12 protein-coding genes and 2 riboswitches are annotated in these 14,538 nt (G+C 62.7%); of the genes, 5 read left to right on the forward strand and 7 right to left on the reverse strand.

From position 1 onward, the window contains the following. Positions 1-6 precede the first annotated feature (6 nt). From HX783_RS01770 to cobW, 4 genes are all read right to left on the reverse strand, one after another. Positions 7-615, reverse strand: a complete 609-nt coding sequence (locus tag HX783_RS01770; protein WP_218175106.1) for a VWA domain-containing protein — start codon at positions 613-615, stop codon at positions 7-9. Positions 616-668: 53 nt separating this feature from the next. Further along, positions 669-1,667 carry an ATP-binding protein gene (locus tag HX783_RS01775; RefSeq protein WP_177015730.1) on the reverse strand — a complete coding sequence of 333 codons (999 nt, stop codon included), beginning with the start codon at positions 1,665-1,667 and terminating at the stop codon, positions 669-671. A gap of 125 nt (positions 1,668-1,792) precedes the next feature. Further along, on the reverse strand, positions 1,793-5,554 hold the full coding sequence (gene cobN / locus HX783_RS01780; protein ID WP_177015731.1) for a cobaltochelatase subunit CobN: 3,762 nt from the start codon (positions 5,552-5,554) through the stop codon (positions 1,793-1,795). 3 nt (positions 5,555-5,557) lie between these two features. Beyond that, positions 5,558-6,622: a cobalamin biosynthesis protein CobW gene (gene cobW / locus HX783_RS01785; protein WP_177015732.1), complete on the reverse strand. Its 1,065-nt coding sequence runs from the start codon at positions 6,620-6,622 to the stop codon at positions 5,558-5,560. 92 nt (positions 6,623-6,714) lie between these two features. Beyond that, positions 6,715-6,915: riboswitch (cobalamin riboswitch) on the reverse strand. Positions 6,916-7,076: 161 nt separating this feature from the next. On the opposite strand from cobW, the gene HX783_RS01790 reads away from it, so the two are divergent. The 5 genes from HX783_RS01790 to cobM all read left to right on the forward strand — a co-directional run bounded on the left by HX783_RS01790 (position 7,077) and on the right by cobM (position 10,255). After that, positions 7,077-7,754 carry a hypothetical protein gene (locus HX783_RS01790; RefSeq protein WP_177015733.1) on the forward strand — a complete coding sequence of 226 codons (678 nt, stop codon included), beginning with the start codon at positions 7,077-7,079 and terminating at the stop codon, positions 7,752-7,754. Between the two features lie 85 nt (positions 7,755-7,839). Then, positions 7,840-8,046, forward strand: a riboswitch (cobalamin riboswitch). Between the two features lie 95 nt (positions 8,047-8,141). Beyond that, positions 8,142-8,330 carry a CbtB-domain containing protein gene (locus HX783_RS01795; protein ID WP_177015734.1) on the forward strand — a complete coding sequence of 63 codons (189 nt, stop codon included), beginning with the start codon at positions 8,142-8,144 and terminating at the stop codon, positions 8,328-8,330. Between the two features lie 11 nt (positions 8,331-8,341). Beyond that, complete coding sequence (locus HX783_RS01800) at positions 8,342-9,049, forward strand: CbtA family protein (RefSeq protein WP_177015735.1); 708 nt, start codon at positions 8,342-8,344, stop codon at positions 9,047-9,049. Next, complete coding sequence (locus HX783_RS01805) at positions 9,046-9,438, forward strand: cobalamin biosynthesis protein (protein WP_177015736.1); 393 nt, start codon at positions 9,046-9,048, stop codon at positions 9,436-9,438. Before HX783_RS01800 ends, HX783_RS01805 begins: the two co-directional genes overlap by 4 nt. 70 nt (positions 9,439-9,508) lie before the next feature. Beyond that, positions 9,509-10,255 carry a precorrin-4 C(11)-methyltransferase gene (gene cobM / locus HX783_RS01810; protein WP_177015737.1) on the forward strand — a complete coding sequence of 249 codons (747 nt, stop codon included), beginning with the start codon at positions 9,509-9,511 and terminating at the stop codon, positions 10,253-10,255. 209 nt (positions 10,256-10,464) lie between these two features. Here cobM and nfuA read toward each other — a convergent pair whose 3' ends face one another. The 3 genes from nfuA to HX783_RS01825 form a co-directional block, all read right to left on the reverse strand. Then, positions 10,465-11,049, reverse strand: a complete 585-nt coding sequence (gene nfuA, locus HX783_RS01815; RefSeq protein ID WP_017136914.1) for a Fe-S biogenesis protein NfuA — start codon at positions 11,047-11,049, stop codon at positions 10,465-10,467. 59 nt (positions 11,050-11,108) lie between these two features. Then, positions 11,109-12,131 (reverse strand): acyltransferase, encoded by a 1,023-nt coding sequence (locus HX783_RS01820; protein ID WP_177015738.1) that lies wholly within the window; start codon positions 12,129-12,131, stop codon positions 11,109-11,111. Positions 12,132-12,195: 64 nt separating this feature from the next. After that, entirely contained in the window at positions 12,196-14,502 is a 2,307-nt protein-coding gene (locus tag HX783_RS01825) for a fatty acid cis/trans isomerase (RefSeq protein WP_177015739.1), read from the reverse strand. Positions 14,503-14,538: the final 36 nt, after the last annotated feature.

Genomic DNA, 14,538 nt, shown 5'->3' on the forward strand with positions numbered 1-14,538 from the left:
TTTTTTTTACGACGACACGCTATCGATATGCCGATAGTCCAGGTTCAGCTCACGCGCCAGTTGGGTGGCGCGCCCGAGTTTGATCGGCCCGCGTTCGATATCCACCAGTAGCCCAGGGCAATCGAGCAGCGGTAAACCGGCGATATCCTTGAGCCGCCCATCGGTAATTACCAGCAGACGCTGTTGCTCGGCGGGATAACGCTGGCGTCGCGCTTGCAGCCACTGCCCGGCCTCGGACAAGGCCGCCAGCAACGGCGTGCCGCCGCCCGCACCGAGCTGGGACAGCCAACCGGTCAGGCCTTTGGCCGCCTTCAAACCCTGCACCTGCCAGGTGGGCGCTTGCCCGCTGGCGGTGAGTAACGCCATGCGTGCGCGTTGCCGATAGGCATCGTCGAACAACTGGGCGAGCAAGCCTTTGGCGTCGGTCAACGCGCCATGGCGCCGGGTGGACGCCGAGGCATCCACAATCACCAGCCACAGCTCATGGGCCGCGCGACTGCGCAGGTGGTAGAGCAAATCCGTGCGGCTGCGCGGCCGACCGCCAAGCAAGGTGCCCGGCCAGTTGATCGCACCGTGTTTGGCGCTGCGCGCCTTGCCGTGCCTGCCGTTGTCCAGTCGCCCCAGCTTGGGCCGGGCATCCGCCCCCGCGTCAGGTCGAGGGCGAATGCCTAGGGCTTTTTTGGCCAGGTGGGTACTTCGCGGCGTGCGCCCGTGGGCAAGGCCGGCGCGGGCATGTCGCCCCACTGGCCCTGGCCGGGTGACGTGTCTGAAGGCTGGGGCGCCTGGCCCTGATTGGGCGGGCTCGACGGTGGGGTTTGCGCTTGGCGGCGATGGCGCAAGGCAAATTCGGCCACCGCTTCGATGTCTTCTTCGGCGATGGCGGCAGCACCGCGCCAGGCCGCATGGGCGCGTGCACCGCGCAACCACACGAGGTCGGCGCGCAAGCCGTCGACGCCAGCGGCGAAACAGCGCTCGGTGATCTGCGCCAAGGCCTGGTCATCCAGCTCAATGCTCTCAAGCCGCGCCCGCGCCTGGGTGCAGCGCTCGCGCAGGGCGGCTTGTTGCTCGGCCCATTGGGTGCAAAACGCGGCCGGGTCAGTGTCGAAATCCAGGCGCCGACGGATGATTTGCCCACGCTCGGCAGGCAGGGTTTGCCCACTCAACGCCACGTTAAAACCGAAGCGGTCGAGCAGTTGCGGGCGTAACTCGCCCTCTTCCGGGTTCATGGTGCCGATCAACACGAAGCGCGCGGAGTGACGATGGGAAATGCCATCGCGCTCGATCAGGTTGGTGCCGCTGGCGGCCACGTCCAGCAGCAGGTCCACCAGGTGATCGGGCAGCAGGTTGACTTCATCGACGTACAGCACGCCGCCATCGGCCTTGGCCAATACGCCGGGCGAGAATTGCGCACGGCCCTCGCCCAGTGCGGCGTCCAGGTCCAGGGTGCCGACCAGGCGTTCTTCGGTGGCGCCCAGCGGCAGGGTGACGAACTGACCGCTGGCGGGCAGATCCGCCAGGCCTCGCGCCAGGGTGGACTTGGCCATGCCGCGCGGGCCTTCGATCAGCACGCCGCCGATTTTGGGGTCGATGGCGGTCAGGCATAGCGCGAGTTTTAACTCGTCGGCGCCGACCACGGCGGACAGCGGGAAATGTGGAATGTCGGTCATATTCAACTCTAAATGGATCGTTCCCACGCTCCCGCGTGGGAACGCCTTACTGGACGCTCTGCGTCCACTCTTGTGACGCAGAGCGTCACGGGCTGCATTCCCACGCAGAGCGTGGGAACGATCGGTCAGCTGTCTTCTTCTATGTCCATTAACAGGTTTTCCAATGCCTCGCGGTACGCACCCGGTTCCTGCCACAGGCCGCGTTGCTGGGCTTCGAGCATGCGCTCGGTCATGTCGCGCAGCGCCGCGGGGTTGTGCTGCTGCACAAAGGCGCGGGTGTCGGGGTCGAGCAGGTAAGCGTCGGCGAGCAAGGCATATTGGTGATCGTCGATCAGCGCGGTGGTGGCGTCGAAGGCGAACAGGTTGTCCACGGTCGCCGCCATCTCGAACGCGCCTTTATAGCCGTGACGCTTCACGCCGTCGATCCACTTGGGGTTGGCGGCGCGGGAACGGATCACCCGGTTCAGCTCTTCCTTCAAGGTGCGGATCTTCGGCAGGTCCGGCTGGCTATGGTCGCCATGGTAGCTGGCGGCCTTGTCGCCGCTCAGGGTTTCCACGGCGGCGAGCATGCCGCCCTGGAATTGATAGTAGTCGTTGGAGTCGAGCAGGTCGTGCTCGCGATTGTCCTGGTTCTGCAACACGGCCTGCACCTGGCTCAAGCGCTGGGCAAACTGGTCACGGGCGGCAGTGCCTTCATCCGAGCCGCCATAGGCGTAGCCGCCCCAGTTCAGATAGACCTCGGCCAAATCCTCGCGGCTCTGCCACAGGCGCCCGTCGATTGCGCCCTGCACGCCCGCGCCATACGCCCCCGGTTTGGCGCCGAAAATACGCCAGCCGGCCTGTTTGGCGGCGGCGTCTTCGTCCAGGCCCGACAGGCGCAGGGCTTCGCGCTCGCTGCGCACCTTGGCGGCCAGCGGGTTCATGTCATCCGGCTCATCCAGGGCCGCCACCGCCTGCACCGCCGCGTCGAACAGGCGGATCAGGTTGGCGAAGGCATCACGGAAGAACCCGGACACCCGCAGCGTCACATCCACACGCGGCCGGTCCAGCAAGCTGATCGGCAGGATCTCGAAGTCATCCACCCGCTGGCTGCCCGTGGCCCACACCGGGCGCACGCCCATCAGCGCCATGGCCTGGGCGATATCGTCGCCGCCGGTGCGCATGGTCGCGGTGCCCCACACCGACAGGCCGAGCTGACGCAGGTGATCGCCATGGTCCTGCAAGTGCCGCTCAAGAATCAGGCTGGCGGATTGAAAGCCGATGCGCCAGGCCGTGGTGGTGGGTAAATTGCGCACATCCACGCTGAAGAAATTGCGCCCGGTCGGCAGCACATCCAGACGACCACGGCTCGGCGCACCGCTGGGGCCAGCCGGTACGAAGCGACCGCTCAAGGCATCCAGCAACCCGCGCATTTCCGCCGGCCCACAGGCGTCCAGGCGCGGCGCGACGACAATGCGCAGGCTCTCGATCACCGACTTCACGTCGTGCCAGCCCGGCTCTTCCAGCTGTTCAATCGGCCCTTCCAGCGCCTGCTCGATCAAGCGCGCGGCATACAACTCCAGGCGCTCGCGAGTATCGCCGGCCGTGCGCCAGAGCTGCGCATCGATGTTCTGCAACACCTGCGGGCGGCGCCCGGTCCAGGGCTCGGCCAGGGCGCAGTCGAGTGGGTCGAAGCCCAGCTCGAAGGCCTTGGCCAACACCCGCAGCAAGCTCGATTGCGGGCCACGGCCATCGCCGCGCGGAATGCGCAGCAAGGCCAGCAAGGTGTCGATGCGCAAGCGGCCTTCGGGCGACTCACCAAAAATATGCAGGCCGTCGCGGATCTGCGACTCCTTCAAGTCGCACAGGTAAGTGTCCAGGCGCGGCAACCACACGGCGGCGTCGGCGTCGTTGTCCAGCTCAAGCTCCTGGTCGATACGGGTTTCGCGCACCAACTTGAGAATGTCTTTTTGCAATTCAAGGGCGCGGCGCGGGTCGAGCAGTTGCGCCTCGTAATACTCGTCCGCCAACAGCTCCAGGTTACGCAACGGGCCGTAGGTTTCGGCGCGGGTCAGCGGCGGCATCAAGTGATCGATGATCACCGCCTGGGTGCGGCGTTTGGCCTGGGCGCCCTCGCCCGGGTCGTTGACGATAAACGGGTAGATATTCGGCAGCGGCCCCAGCAGTGCATCGGGCCAGCAGTTTTCCGACAGGCCCACGCCTTTGCCCGGCAGCCATTCAAGGTTGCCGTGTTTGCCCACGTGGATCACACCGTGGGCGCCATAGGTGTGGCGCAGCCAGAAGTAAAACGCCAGGTAGCCGTGGGGCGGCACCAGGTCCGGGTCGTGGTACACCGCACTGTGGTCGACCTGATAACCGCGTGCCGGCTGGATGCCGACGAAGGTCAGGCCCAGGCGCAGGCCGGCAATCATCATGCGGCCATCGCGATACATCGGGTCGGTGTGCGGGCGGCCCCAGCGCGCCAACACGGCTTGGCGATTGGCTTCGGGCAGGCGCTGGAACATCGCCTCGTAGTCGTCCAGGCCAAGGCTTTGATGGCAGGGGCGCAGGTCAAGGCTGTCGAGGTCGTTGGTCACGCCGCCGAGTAGCTCATGGATCAAGGCGGTGCCGCTGTCGGGCAACTCCGTGGGCACCGGGTAACCTTCAGCGTGCAGCGCACGCAGGATATTCAGCGCTGCGGCCGGCGTGTCCAGGCCCACGCCGTTGCCGATACGGCCGTCGCGGATCGGGTAGTTGGCGAGGATCAGTGCGATGCGTTTTTGCGCATTCGGCACCCGCGCCAGTTCGACCCAGCGCCGCGCCAGCTCGGCAACGAAATCCATGCGCTCGGGCGCGGCGCGGTAGCACACCACGTCGGATTGGCTGCGTTCACTGCGCCAGGCCAGGTCCTTGAAGCTGATCGGGCGGCTGATAATGCGCCCATCCAACTCCGGCAAGGCAATGTGCATCGCCAAGTCGCGCGGGCCGAGGCCTTGTTCGCTGGCTTCCCAGCCGGGCTGGTTATCCTGGGCGCAAATCGCCTGGATCACCGGGATATTGCGGCGAAACGGGCGCAAATGCGGCGCTTCAGGGCTGGATTGGGCAAAGCCGGTGGTGTTCAGGATCACCGCCGCCTGCACGTCATCCAACAGGTCCTCGACCACCGCGAGGCAGCCGGGCTCTTTCAAACTGGCCACCGCCATCGGCAACGGGTTAAGGCCCGCCGCCTGCAAGCGCTGGCAGAACACGTCGATAAAACCGGTATTGGCCGCCTGCAAGTGCGAGCGGTAGAACAGCACCGCTGCCACGGGCCAGTCGGCATTCCAGTCCGCCTGCCAATCGTTCAGTCGAGCGTTGGCGTTGTGCGGGTGGTAAATCGCGGTGCGCGGCAGGGTTTGCGGCTCGGCCCAGGCGTAATCGCGGCCCAGGCAGGTGCTGGCCAGGCAGCGATAAAAATCCAGTGCGTTGCCCAGGCCGCCTTGGCGCAGGAAGTGCCAGAGGCGGTCGCGCGCGTCCTCGCCCACGGTACTCAGACGGCTGAGTTCCGGGTCCGGGCGGTCATCGCCGGGCACCAGGATCAGTTGCACGCCGCGCTCGGCCAACTCCACCAGGCGCTCGATGCCGTAGCGCCAATAACCGATGCCGCCGTGCAGCGAAATCAGGATGACCTTGGCGTGGCGCAATACCTCATCGACGTACAGGTCGACCGAGGCATGGTTTTGCACCTGCATCGGGTTGGCCAGGCGAAAACTTGGGTAATCGTCGGGCAGCTGTTGGGCCGCCTCGGCGAGCAGCGCCAGGCTGGAATCGCCGCTGCACAGGATCACCAGTTCAGCGGGGGTTTGGCCTAAGTCGGCAATATTGTCGTCGGAGACAAAACCACCGGGCTGGGTCCTGAGCAGGTGCATGGGTTAAACGCTGAGGGCGGCGCGCAGTTGCGCTTCGAGGCCCGCCGCATCCAGCTCCTGGCCGATCAGCACCAGGCGCGTGATGCGCGCTTCGTCGGCGCCCCAGGCACGGTCGAAGTGCTTGTCGAACCGCGTGCCCACGCCCTGGATCAGCAGACGCATCGGCTTGTTCGGGATAGCGGCGAAACCTTTGACGCGCAGGATGCTGTGCTGCACCACCAGTTGAGTCAGGGCGTCGAGCAGCAGCGCTTCGTCAGCTTGAGGCAGGTCGATGGAGATGGAGTCGAAGGCATCGTGATCGTGATCATCGTCGTCACCGTCATGGTGATGATCGTGATGGCTGTGGCGGCCGTCGATGTGCTCTTCGGAGCCGGCGCCCAGGCCGATCAGCACGTCCAGTGGCAGGCGACCGCTGCTGGCTTCGATGATCTTCACCGCTGGCGGCAGTTCTTCGGCGACTTCCAGGCGCACACGGGCCAGGTCTTCAGGGCTGATCAGGTCGGATTTGTTGAGGATCACCAGGTCGGCGCTGGCCAGTTGGTCGGCGAACAGCTCGTGCAGCGGCGACTCGTGGTCCAGGTTCGGGTCGAGTTTGCGCTGGGCATCGACCTGGTCCGGGAAGGCGGCGAAGGTGCCGGCGGCCACAGCCGGGCTGTCGACCACGGTGATGACCGCGTCCACGGTGCAGGCGCTGCGGATTTCCGGCCACTGGAAGGCTTGAACCAGCGGTTTAGGCAGGGCCAGGCCGGAGGTTTCGATGAGGATATGGTCAAGGTCACCGCGACGGGCAACCAGTTCGCGCATTACCGGGAAGAACTCTTCCTGCACGGTGCAGCACAGGCAGCCGTTGGCCAGTTCGTAGACGCGGCCGTTGGCTTCTTCTTCGGTGCAACCGATGGAGCACTGCTTGAGGATTTCACCGTCGATGCCCAGCTCGCCGAATTCGTTGACGATCACGGCAATGCGACGGCCCTGGGCGTTGTCGAGCATATGGCGCAGCAAGGTGGTTTTGCCCGAGCCGAGAAAGCCGGTAACGATGGTGACGGGGAGTTTGGCCAGTGTTTTCATCGGATGCCCTTTGGGGCGGGCATACGGGACGATAGGCCCTGCGGCGGCGCGCAGAAGCGGATTTCGTCACCGGATCACCCCGCCCGGTTGAATTGGAAAATCGGTTGCGAGGCAGGTCTCCTGGCTTGGGGCTTGCGGGTCTTGCGACCGGCGCTGGCTGCGCCTTCCCGCCGTATTGGCAGTGGCGTGGCAGTCAGTTGAACCCTTCACAGTTGCGGGGGCAGCCGCGGCTTGGACCGCGTTCCCTTCTTAGCTTCGGCGTGGGCCGAAGAACCTCGAAGGTGCAAGGCTACGCAGTGCGGGGAAACGGGTCAATGTTGATTGATACACGGACCGGGACGCTCGCCGCCAGGCGGGTTGAAACACTTCCAAATCTTTTTAACGGAATGCGCCGGGAACGCAATCAACGCAGTGGGCACATAGAAGCGACACCCACCCTAAAATGGAAATAATCATGTCGCTCTCGATCTCCCCCTCTGTCAATTCACACTTGCCCGTCTCGCCCCTCACCCAACAAGCAGCGCCAACGACTGCAATTTGGAGAGAGCCTATTAGCCAACTCCAGCCCCGGGAACTGGCGCAAGCGCTCCAAACCTATTTTGATGCCATGATCGACCCGCGCTTCGGCGAGACTATTACCAAAGAGTCCCTCCAGCGAGTGGCAGATGGACTACCGCTGAACGGGGTGCCCCCAACACAAACGCAGATCGAGATCGCTCAGGAAGTATTGAAGCGCAAAGACCTGTTCCAGCAGTTGGACTTCACCAGCGGCAAGGACGGTAAAGTCAGTCGAGACGATCTCGCAACTGAAACAGGTGACTTCCAATACCTGAGCGATCGAGCACTGATCACCCTGGTTGGCAAAAACTTCAATGAGTACGGCGGCGGCGACACATATGTGAACTTTACCGAGTTGCGAGAAGCCGCCGGTGAACTGCCAAGCACCCAAAAATTCAGTCCGCAGGCGCGGGGGGTCGCTCAGGAACTGCTCAAGCGCATAGAGTTGCTGGACCGGTTGGATATCGGCGTAGGCTTTTTGGGGTTCGCAGGCAAACAAGATCAGCGCTTCGATCTGCGCAACGTTGAGTACACACGCACTCACAGCTCTCCCCAATCCCGTTACCCAGACTGATTGATTCACCCCGTTGGCCGACAGCGGCTCTCGAATGTCGAGAGCCGCAAACCTCTATTTGACGCCTATCCCCCACCCATGCTCTCCTACACATCTTGTTTCGGGTGCCCTTCACAGGGTGAAACGGGAAACCGGTGAGTCATCGCGTTATGACGAGTCCGGTGCTGCCCCCGCAACGGTAAGCGAGTGAAACGTCAGATCCACTGTGCCTTTTACGGCATGGGAAGGCGATGTTTTCAAGACCCAGCGTCCCTCGCAAGCCCGGAGACCGGCCCGAAAAATCAGATAACAAACCCGCGGTGGGCGGGCGCTGTTCAGAACCCTGTGTGCCTGGCTCGCGGGGTTTTCATGCGCTCGTTTCACCCTGACACCCTGAAGGGACGCGCCATGTCGATCATCAGCAGCACCTCGCACGCCACCAGCAGCACCGCCACCTTGAGCCAACGCCTGACCGCCGCCATCGGCGCGTCGATCCTCGGCGCGTGCCTGGTGTATTTCGCCGGGTTCTCGCACATCGAGGCCGTGCACAACGCCGCCCACGATACCCGCCACAGCGCCGCGTTCCCGTGCCACTGAGACCTGCCGACATGATCAAGCGTATCGCTCAAACCGCAGGCTTCACCGGCTTGCTGGCCGCCCTGCTGTTGACTCTGCTGCAAAGCTTCTGGGTCGCCCCGCTGATTTTGCAGGCGGAAACCTATGAGAATGCCCCCGCCGCTGCCGAAGTCGTGCCCCATGTACACGCTGAAGGCGCCGCTGCGCACACCCACGATGCCCAAGCCTGGGAACCTGAAGACGGCTGGCAGCGGGTGCTGTCCACCACCGGCGGTAACCTGGTGGTGGCGGTCGGTTTCGCCCTGATGCTGGCCGGCCTCTACACCTTGCGCGCGCCAACCCGCACGGCTCAAGGGTTGCTGTGGGGCCTGGCCGGTTACGCGACGTTTGTACTGGCGCCGACCCTGGGCCTGCCACCGGAACTGCCGGGCACCGCCGCCGCCGACCTGGCACAGCGGCAGATCTGGTGGATCGGCACCGCAGGCTCCACGGCTGCCGGTATTGCGCTGTTGGTGTTTGGTCGCAACTGGCTGCTGAAAATCCTCGGCGTGGCGATCCTGGCCGTGCCCCATGTGATTGGCGCGCCGCAGCCTGAAGTGCATTCGATGCTGGCCCCGCAAGCCTTGGAAGCGCAATTCAAAATCGCCTCGCAACTGACCAACGTCGCCTTCTGGCTGGCCTTGGGCCTGATCAGCGCCTGGCTGTTCCGCCGCAACCGCGACGCTCACTACTCGGCATGACCTTGGTGGTCGGCATGGGCTGCCAGCGCGGCTGTGATGTTCACACCCTGCTCGGCCTGTTTGACGCTGCCCTCGCCGAGGGCGGCATCGAGCGCCAGCGCATTACTGCGCTGGCCAGTATCGACCGCAAGAGAGATGAACCGGGGCTGCTCGCCCTGGCGCAGGTGTTGAACTTGCCATTGCAGTGTTTCAGCGCCACGCAATTGGCCGTGTTTGAACCGCGCCTCAGCCACAAATCCGAGCTCGCGTTTGCTCACACCGGCTGTTATGGCGTCGCCGAAAGCGCCGCACTGGCCCTGGCGGAACAGCTCTGCCATGGCCCTGCCCGCCTGCTGATCACGTGCAAAAAAGTCGCCCAGGCCACCTTTGCATTAGCCTGCGCCGACTAAAAACCCGATAATCGCCCTGCTCGATCATGAGCAATTTTCATGCTCGCCCGTTTTTCAACAGGAATTCCCCATGACCGTCTACTTCATCGGCGCAGGCCCCGGCGACCCGGAATTGATCACCGTCAAAGGTCAGCGGCTGATCCGCAGTTGCCCGGTGATCATCTACGCCGGCTCCTTGGTGCCGGCTGCAGTGTTGGAAGGTCATCAGGCGGAACAGGTGGTCAACAGCGCCGAATTGCACCTGGAACAGATCATTGAGCTGATCAAGGCCGCCCACGCCAAGGGCCAGGACGTGGCGCGCGTGCACTCCGGTGACCCAAGCCTGTATGGCGCGATTGGCGAGCAGATTCGTTATTTACGCGCGTTGGGCATACCGTTCCAGATCATCCCGGGCGTCACGGCCGTGGCGGCGTGTGCGGCGTTGCTGGAGACGGAGCTGACCCTGCCTGATATCGCGCAAAGCGTGATCCTGACCCGCTATGCCGATAAAACCAGCATGCCTGCCGGTGAAGACTTCGACAGCCTGGCGCGCCACGGCACGACCATGGCGATTCACTTGGGGGTCAACCACCTGGCCAGGATCGTCGCCGAGCTGCTGCCGCATTACGGCGCAGACTGCCCGATTGCCGTGGTGCACCGGGCGACGTGGCCGGATCAGGAATGGGTGGTGGGTACGCTGAGTGATATAGCCGAGAAAGTGGCGGCTAAAGGTTTTCGGCGTACGGCGCTGATTGTGGTCGGGCGCGTGCTGGCGAATGATAGTTTCAGTGAGTCCTCGCTGTACCGTGCAGGCCACGCGCACCTCTATCGCCCCTGAAGAAATGCAGTCAAAAAATGTGGGAGCGGGCTTGCTCGCGAATGCGGTGTATCAGTCAGTACATCTGCAACTGACCCACCGTCTTCGCGAGCAAGCCCGCTCCCACAGTTAATCCTATTTGGCAGGAATACCGCGCAAAACAATGAATTTAAAGCATAAAAAACGGCGCTCACGGGGCGCCGTTTTTATGTTCGCAGCGAACACCTTACTCAGTAGTAGGCGTTTTCTTTCTGCGTGTGGTCAGTCACGTCACGTACGCCCTTGAGCTCGGGAATGCGCTCGAGCAGGGTGCGCTCGATGCCTTCGCGCAGGGTCACGTCCGCCTGGCCGCAGCCTTGGCAGCCGCCGCCGAACTTGAGGACGGCGATACCGTCTTCGACCACGTCGATCAGGCTGACCTGGCCGCCGTGGCTGGCCAACCCAGGGTTGATCTCGGTTTGCAGGTAGTAGTTGATGCGCTCGTTGACCGGGCTGTCGGCGTTGACGTTCGGCACCTTGGCGTTGGGCGCCTTGATGGTCAACTGGCCGCCCATGCGGTCGGTGGCGTAGTCGACCACGGCGTCGTCGAGGAAGGCTTCGCTGAAGTTGTCGATGTACGCGGTGAAGCTTTTCAGCCCCAGGGCGGTGTCTTCAGGCTTCTCTTCCCCGGGCTTGCAGTAGGCGATGCAAGTCTCGGCGTATTGGGTGCCGGGCTGGGTGATAAAGACGCGGATGCCAATACCCGGGGTGTTCTGCTTGGACAGCAGATCAGCCAGGTAATCGTGGGCGGCGTCGGTAATGGTTATGGCAGTCATGGAAACTCCTCACAGGCTTGCCGCCAGTTTACGCCAAATTATTACCCAGATACAAAGTCCTAGTATTTTTGTCGGGATAAATTCGACCGTTCGTCGCCATCAAACCACCCTTTAAGCAGACGATAACTGCCCTGCTCAAGCCATCGGTAGCTGCCCAGGGTGCCGAGGCCGATGATGACCACGCACATGGCCAGTACCGCGTACGGGTTCAGGCCGTAGCGTTGGGCAACATAGCCACCGGCCGACAGGACCAGCACGTGCAGCAAATACACGGAATACGAGCAGTCCCCCAGCACTTTGAGCAACCGGTTGTTCGCGAAGAACCGCTCCAGCGCCATGCACGCAACCACCAGCACCGCGCTGGGCAAGCCCCAGGTCAAGGCGCGCGGCGATGCCGGCCAATGATAGATCGCGAGCAGTGCAGCGGCGATGCCGAGTAGCGGCAACCACAAGCCCGGCCGGATCCAACCTTTGCGATACAGCATGCCAATGCCGATGCCCAGCAGGAATTCAACGACGATGTCCGAGCGATAGAACGTGCTGATCCAGCCAAACGAGGTCCAGGCCTCGCACACGGCGAACAGCAGCGCCGCGACCACCAGCAGTCGCCACTGCCGACGAAACAACAGCGCCCAGGCAAACAGCAGGTAGAAGAGCATCTCGTAGTTCAGTGTCCAGCCGACATTAAGGGTCGGGTACACACCATAGCCACCGGGATTTTCAGAGGGAATAAACAACAGCGACATCAGCACATGGGCGGCATCGACGCTCTGGTCCGGCAACATTGGCCGGGCGACCACCACCAGCAACGCCATCAACAGCGTGTAGAACCAGTACGCGGGCACGATGCGCAGCAGGCGGTACAACAGGAAGCGCCAGGGTGGCAGGTCCTTGTCCTGGGTAGACAGGAAGATCACCAGGCCGCTGATGACGAAAAACACATCCACGCCCGCAGCACCCTTTTCCACAAATAATCTTCCCAAGGCGGTGTCCGCCTTGAAACCGAAGAAAATCTGCATGAAGTGGTGCCCTACCACTGTCCAGGCCGCCAAAGCGCGCAGTGCCTGTACCGAGATCAACATCGTCCGCCACCCTTCCCAACTCATCGACATGAAGTTGGGACCGTGGCGGACGGTCAAAGGTCGATCAAAGATTCTCGTAGCGGTTCATGTCCAGCACGCCTTCTTCCAGTGGCGTGGTTTCACGGATGTACTGCGACAAGTCATGGAAATATTGCCAGAACAACGGATGACTGCGCCGTACGCCCCATCGGTCGACGATTTTTTCAAAGCGCTTGGCGTCCTTGGCATTTTCCATCGCCGCAACAAACGCCGGCACTTGCTGCGCCGGAATGTTGAACATGAAGTTCGGATAACTGCTCAGCACGCCAGGGTAAATAGTCAGCGTGTCCAGCCCCGGTTGATAGCGATAAGCCTCACCCAACAAAAACGCCACGTTACTGTGGGCACGGTTGCGCAACAGGCTGTAAACCACCCGCTTGCCACTGGCGGTCTCAACTCGCAGCATGGTGACCTCGGGTAACTGGTCGATCACCTTGAGGCCCGCCGCCGGGCGCGAGGTCAGGCGACTCAACGCCTGCTCCGCATCCTGCAACGCCGGCTCGATCCCATCGCGCGAGCAATAGGCGCCGGTGCAACGGTTGATCGGGTCCGGGCTGGCGTTGAGGTCGCCATAACGCGTCAATAACTGATTGGCAAAATCACGCTTCGGGTCTTTTTCATCCAAATGCAGCCCAGTCGGCTTGTCATCATCGATCGCTTCATAATCCAGCCACAGCTTGAGCTTGCCGCTGTTCTGATACCAATCATCCATAAAGTCATCGCGGGTATCGGCGGGCATCAAGCGTAGAAAGTTCTGCTCGGCACCATTGCGAATCAAATCGAAGTACAACCGCGTCTGGGCCTGGTGCGAGACGTTGCCGAACACATCGAAGTTCACCGCCAACTGATAATAGGTGCGCTCCAGCAACGGGTAATCGAACAGCCACATGGTTTGCGGCACCTCGCCGATCAGGCCTTTGGTCACCGAAGCGCTGTCGAAATGGCGGAATATGCTCAACAGGGCATTGTCATTACCAGCCCACAAGGTCGACCAACTCGGCGGCGGCACATCCGCGTAGCTGTCACGGCGCAAGGCCTCGTACTGATTGCGTTTGTCACGATAGGCCAGCCACAGGCTCAGCACGCTGCCCACATCATCGTTCTGCCCCGGCATCGCCAGCAACGGCGTGGCCTGGCCACGGTAACGCGCGTCGGTGATGTACAGGTCGTGGTCCGGGTCCTGGAACAGGGTCCAGAAGTTGTCACGGATCACGTCCGTCGCGATTTGCCCACGGCACACCGGCCCGCGAATAAAGGTGCGCACGAAGTATTCGGCGTTATCGAGCATGAACTGGTAACGCGCCTTGGCCGGAATGGCCTCAAAGGTTTCGAACGGGTTGGCGCGGCGCCCCGGGCCGTAGCCCGGCAAGGCATTCACCTGCCAGTCGCCGGCGTAGAACAGCTGCTTGATCCGCGCCATTTTCGCGGCGCTGAACGGGTACGTGATGTGGGTTTTATGCACGATCACGCCCTGCACCGGCCACAGGCGGTAATAGACTTGGGTGCCGGGGTCATCGTTGGGGCGACGGGTGGCGATCAGGTCAATCGGCTGGCCGCTCGGCGTGCGCGAGCGCACCCACTGGAAGAAATGCCCCGGCTCGCCATTTTCAAAGTAGATGTGCGCCAGGAATAAATGCTCATACAGCCAGCGTGCCACCAGGCTTTCGCGAGCGCCCGGCTGGTTGAACAGGTTTTCCCATTGCTGCACCTGCAAGGCTTCCTTGGCGCTGGGTGCCAGGCCTTGCTCATCAATCGGGGCGCCGGATGCCAGCCAGCGCTGCAGCGTCTGGTATTGCTGGTCGGTCAGGCCGGTCACCGCCAGCGGCATGCCTTCCTTGGGATGGGCGCCGGCGTAGGCATTGAATTCGCCGGGCATGGCGCACATGTTCTGGCGGTTCAGGCCCAGCACGATGTCGTCGGGCAATTTGGCGTTCGGCTCAAGCGGCGCGTTATGCCCCAACTCCAGCATGCGCGCCATCAAGGCCGCCTGGCTGCCTTGGGCGTCGAGCACCGAATAGAAGCCCTTCTGCTGCCAGGCCTGCTTGCCGAAGGCGTCATAGAACAAACGGGTGGTCGGCGTGGCCTGGCTGCGTTCGCCGTCGTAGACGGGCACCTTGGTCGCGCCACGGGCCGCGCCCTCGGCACTGCCCAGGTTAAGTTGGCACGCGGAGTCGTAGCAGGCATGGCAGGCCACGCACTTTTCGGTGAAGATCGGTTGAATGTCGCGAGTGTAGGAAATTGCCGGTGCGGGACTGTTTACCGATAAAACGTCTGCCTGGGCAGTACTGGCGATCAAGGCCAGGACGGCGCTGATGATGAGGCGAAGTGACATGTATCCGGTCCCGATTCTATGCGTGCGATCTATAAG

It is taken from the genome of Pseudomonas sp. D2002 (assembly GCF_013385735.1).
Taxonomy (GTDB): Bacteria; Pseudomonadota; Gammaproteobacteria; order Pseudomonadales; family Pseudomonadaceae; genus Aquipseudomonas.

Bases quoted from the DNA above. Each gene is read 5' to 3' on its own strand.
- cobW (WP_177015732.1), bottom strand. From the start codon at position 6,622: ATGAAAACACTGGCCAAACTCCCCGTCACCATCGTTACCGGCTTTCTC.
- HX783_RS01805 (WP_177015736.1), top strand. From the start codon at position 9,046: ATGACCTTGGTGGTCGGCATGGGCTGCCAGCGCGGCTGTGATGTTCAC.
- cobM (WP_177015737.1), top strand. From the start codon at position 9,509: ATGACCGTCTACTTCATCGGCGCAGGCCCCGGCGACCCGGAATTGATC.
- HX783_RS01800 (WP_177015735.1), top strand. From the start codon at position 8,342: ATGATCAAGCGTATCGCTCAAACCGCAGGCTTCACCGGCTTGCTGGCC.
- HX783_RS01775 (WP_177015730.1), bottom strand. From the start codon at position 1,667: ATGACCGACATTCCACATTTCCCGCTGTCCGCCGTGGTCGGCGCCGAC.
- HX783_RS01825 (WP_177015739.1), bottom strand. From the start codon at position 14,502: ATGTCACTTCGCCTCATCATCAGCGCCGTCCTGGCCTTGATCGCCAGT.
- HX783_RS01795 (WP_177015734.1), top strand. From the start codon at position 8,142: ATGTCGATCATCAGCAGCACCTCGCACGCCACCAGCAGCACCGCCACC.
- cobN (WP_177015731.1), bottom strand. From the start codon at position 5,554: ATGCACCTGCTCAGGACCCAGCCCGGTGGTTTTGTCTCCGACGACAAT.
- HX783_RS01790 (WP_177015733.1), top strand. From the start codon at position 7,077: ATGTCGCTCTCGATCTCCCCCTCTGTCAATTCACACTTGCCCGTCTCG.
- nfuA (WP_017136914.1), bottom strand. From the start codon at position 11,049: ATGACTGCCATAACCATTACCGACGCCGCCCACGATTACCTGGCTGAT.
- HX783_RS01820 (WP_177015738.1), bottom strand. From the start codon at position 12,131: ATGTTGATCTCGGTACAGGCACTGCGCGCTTTGGCGGCCTGGACAGTG.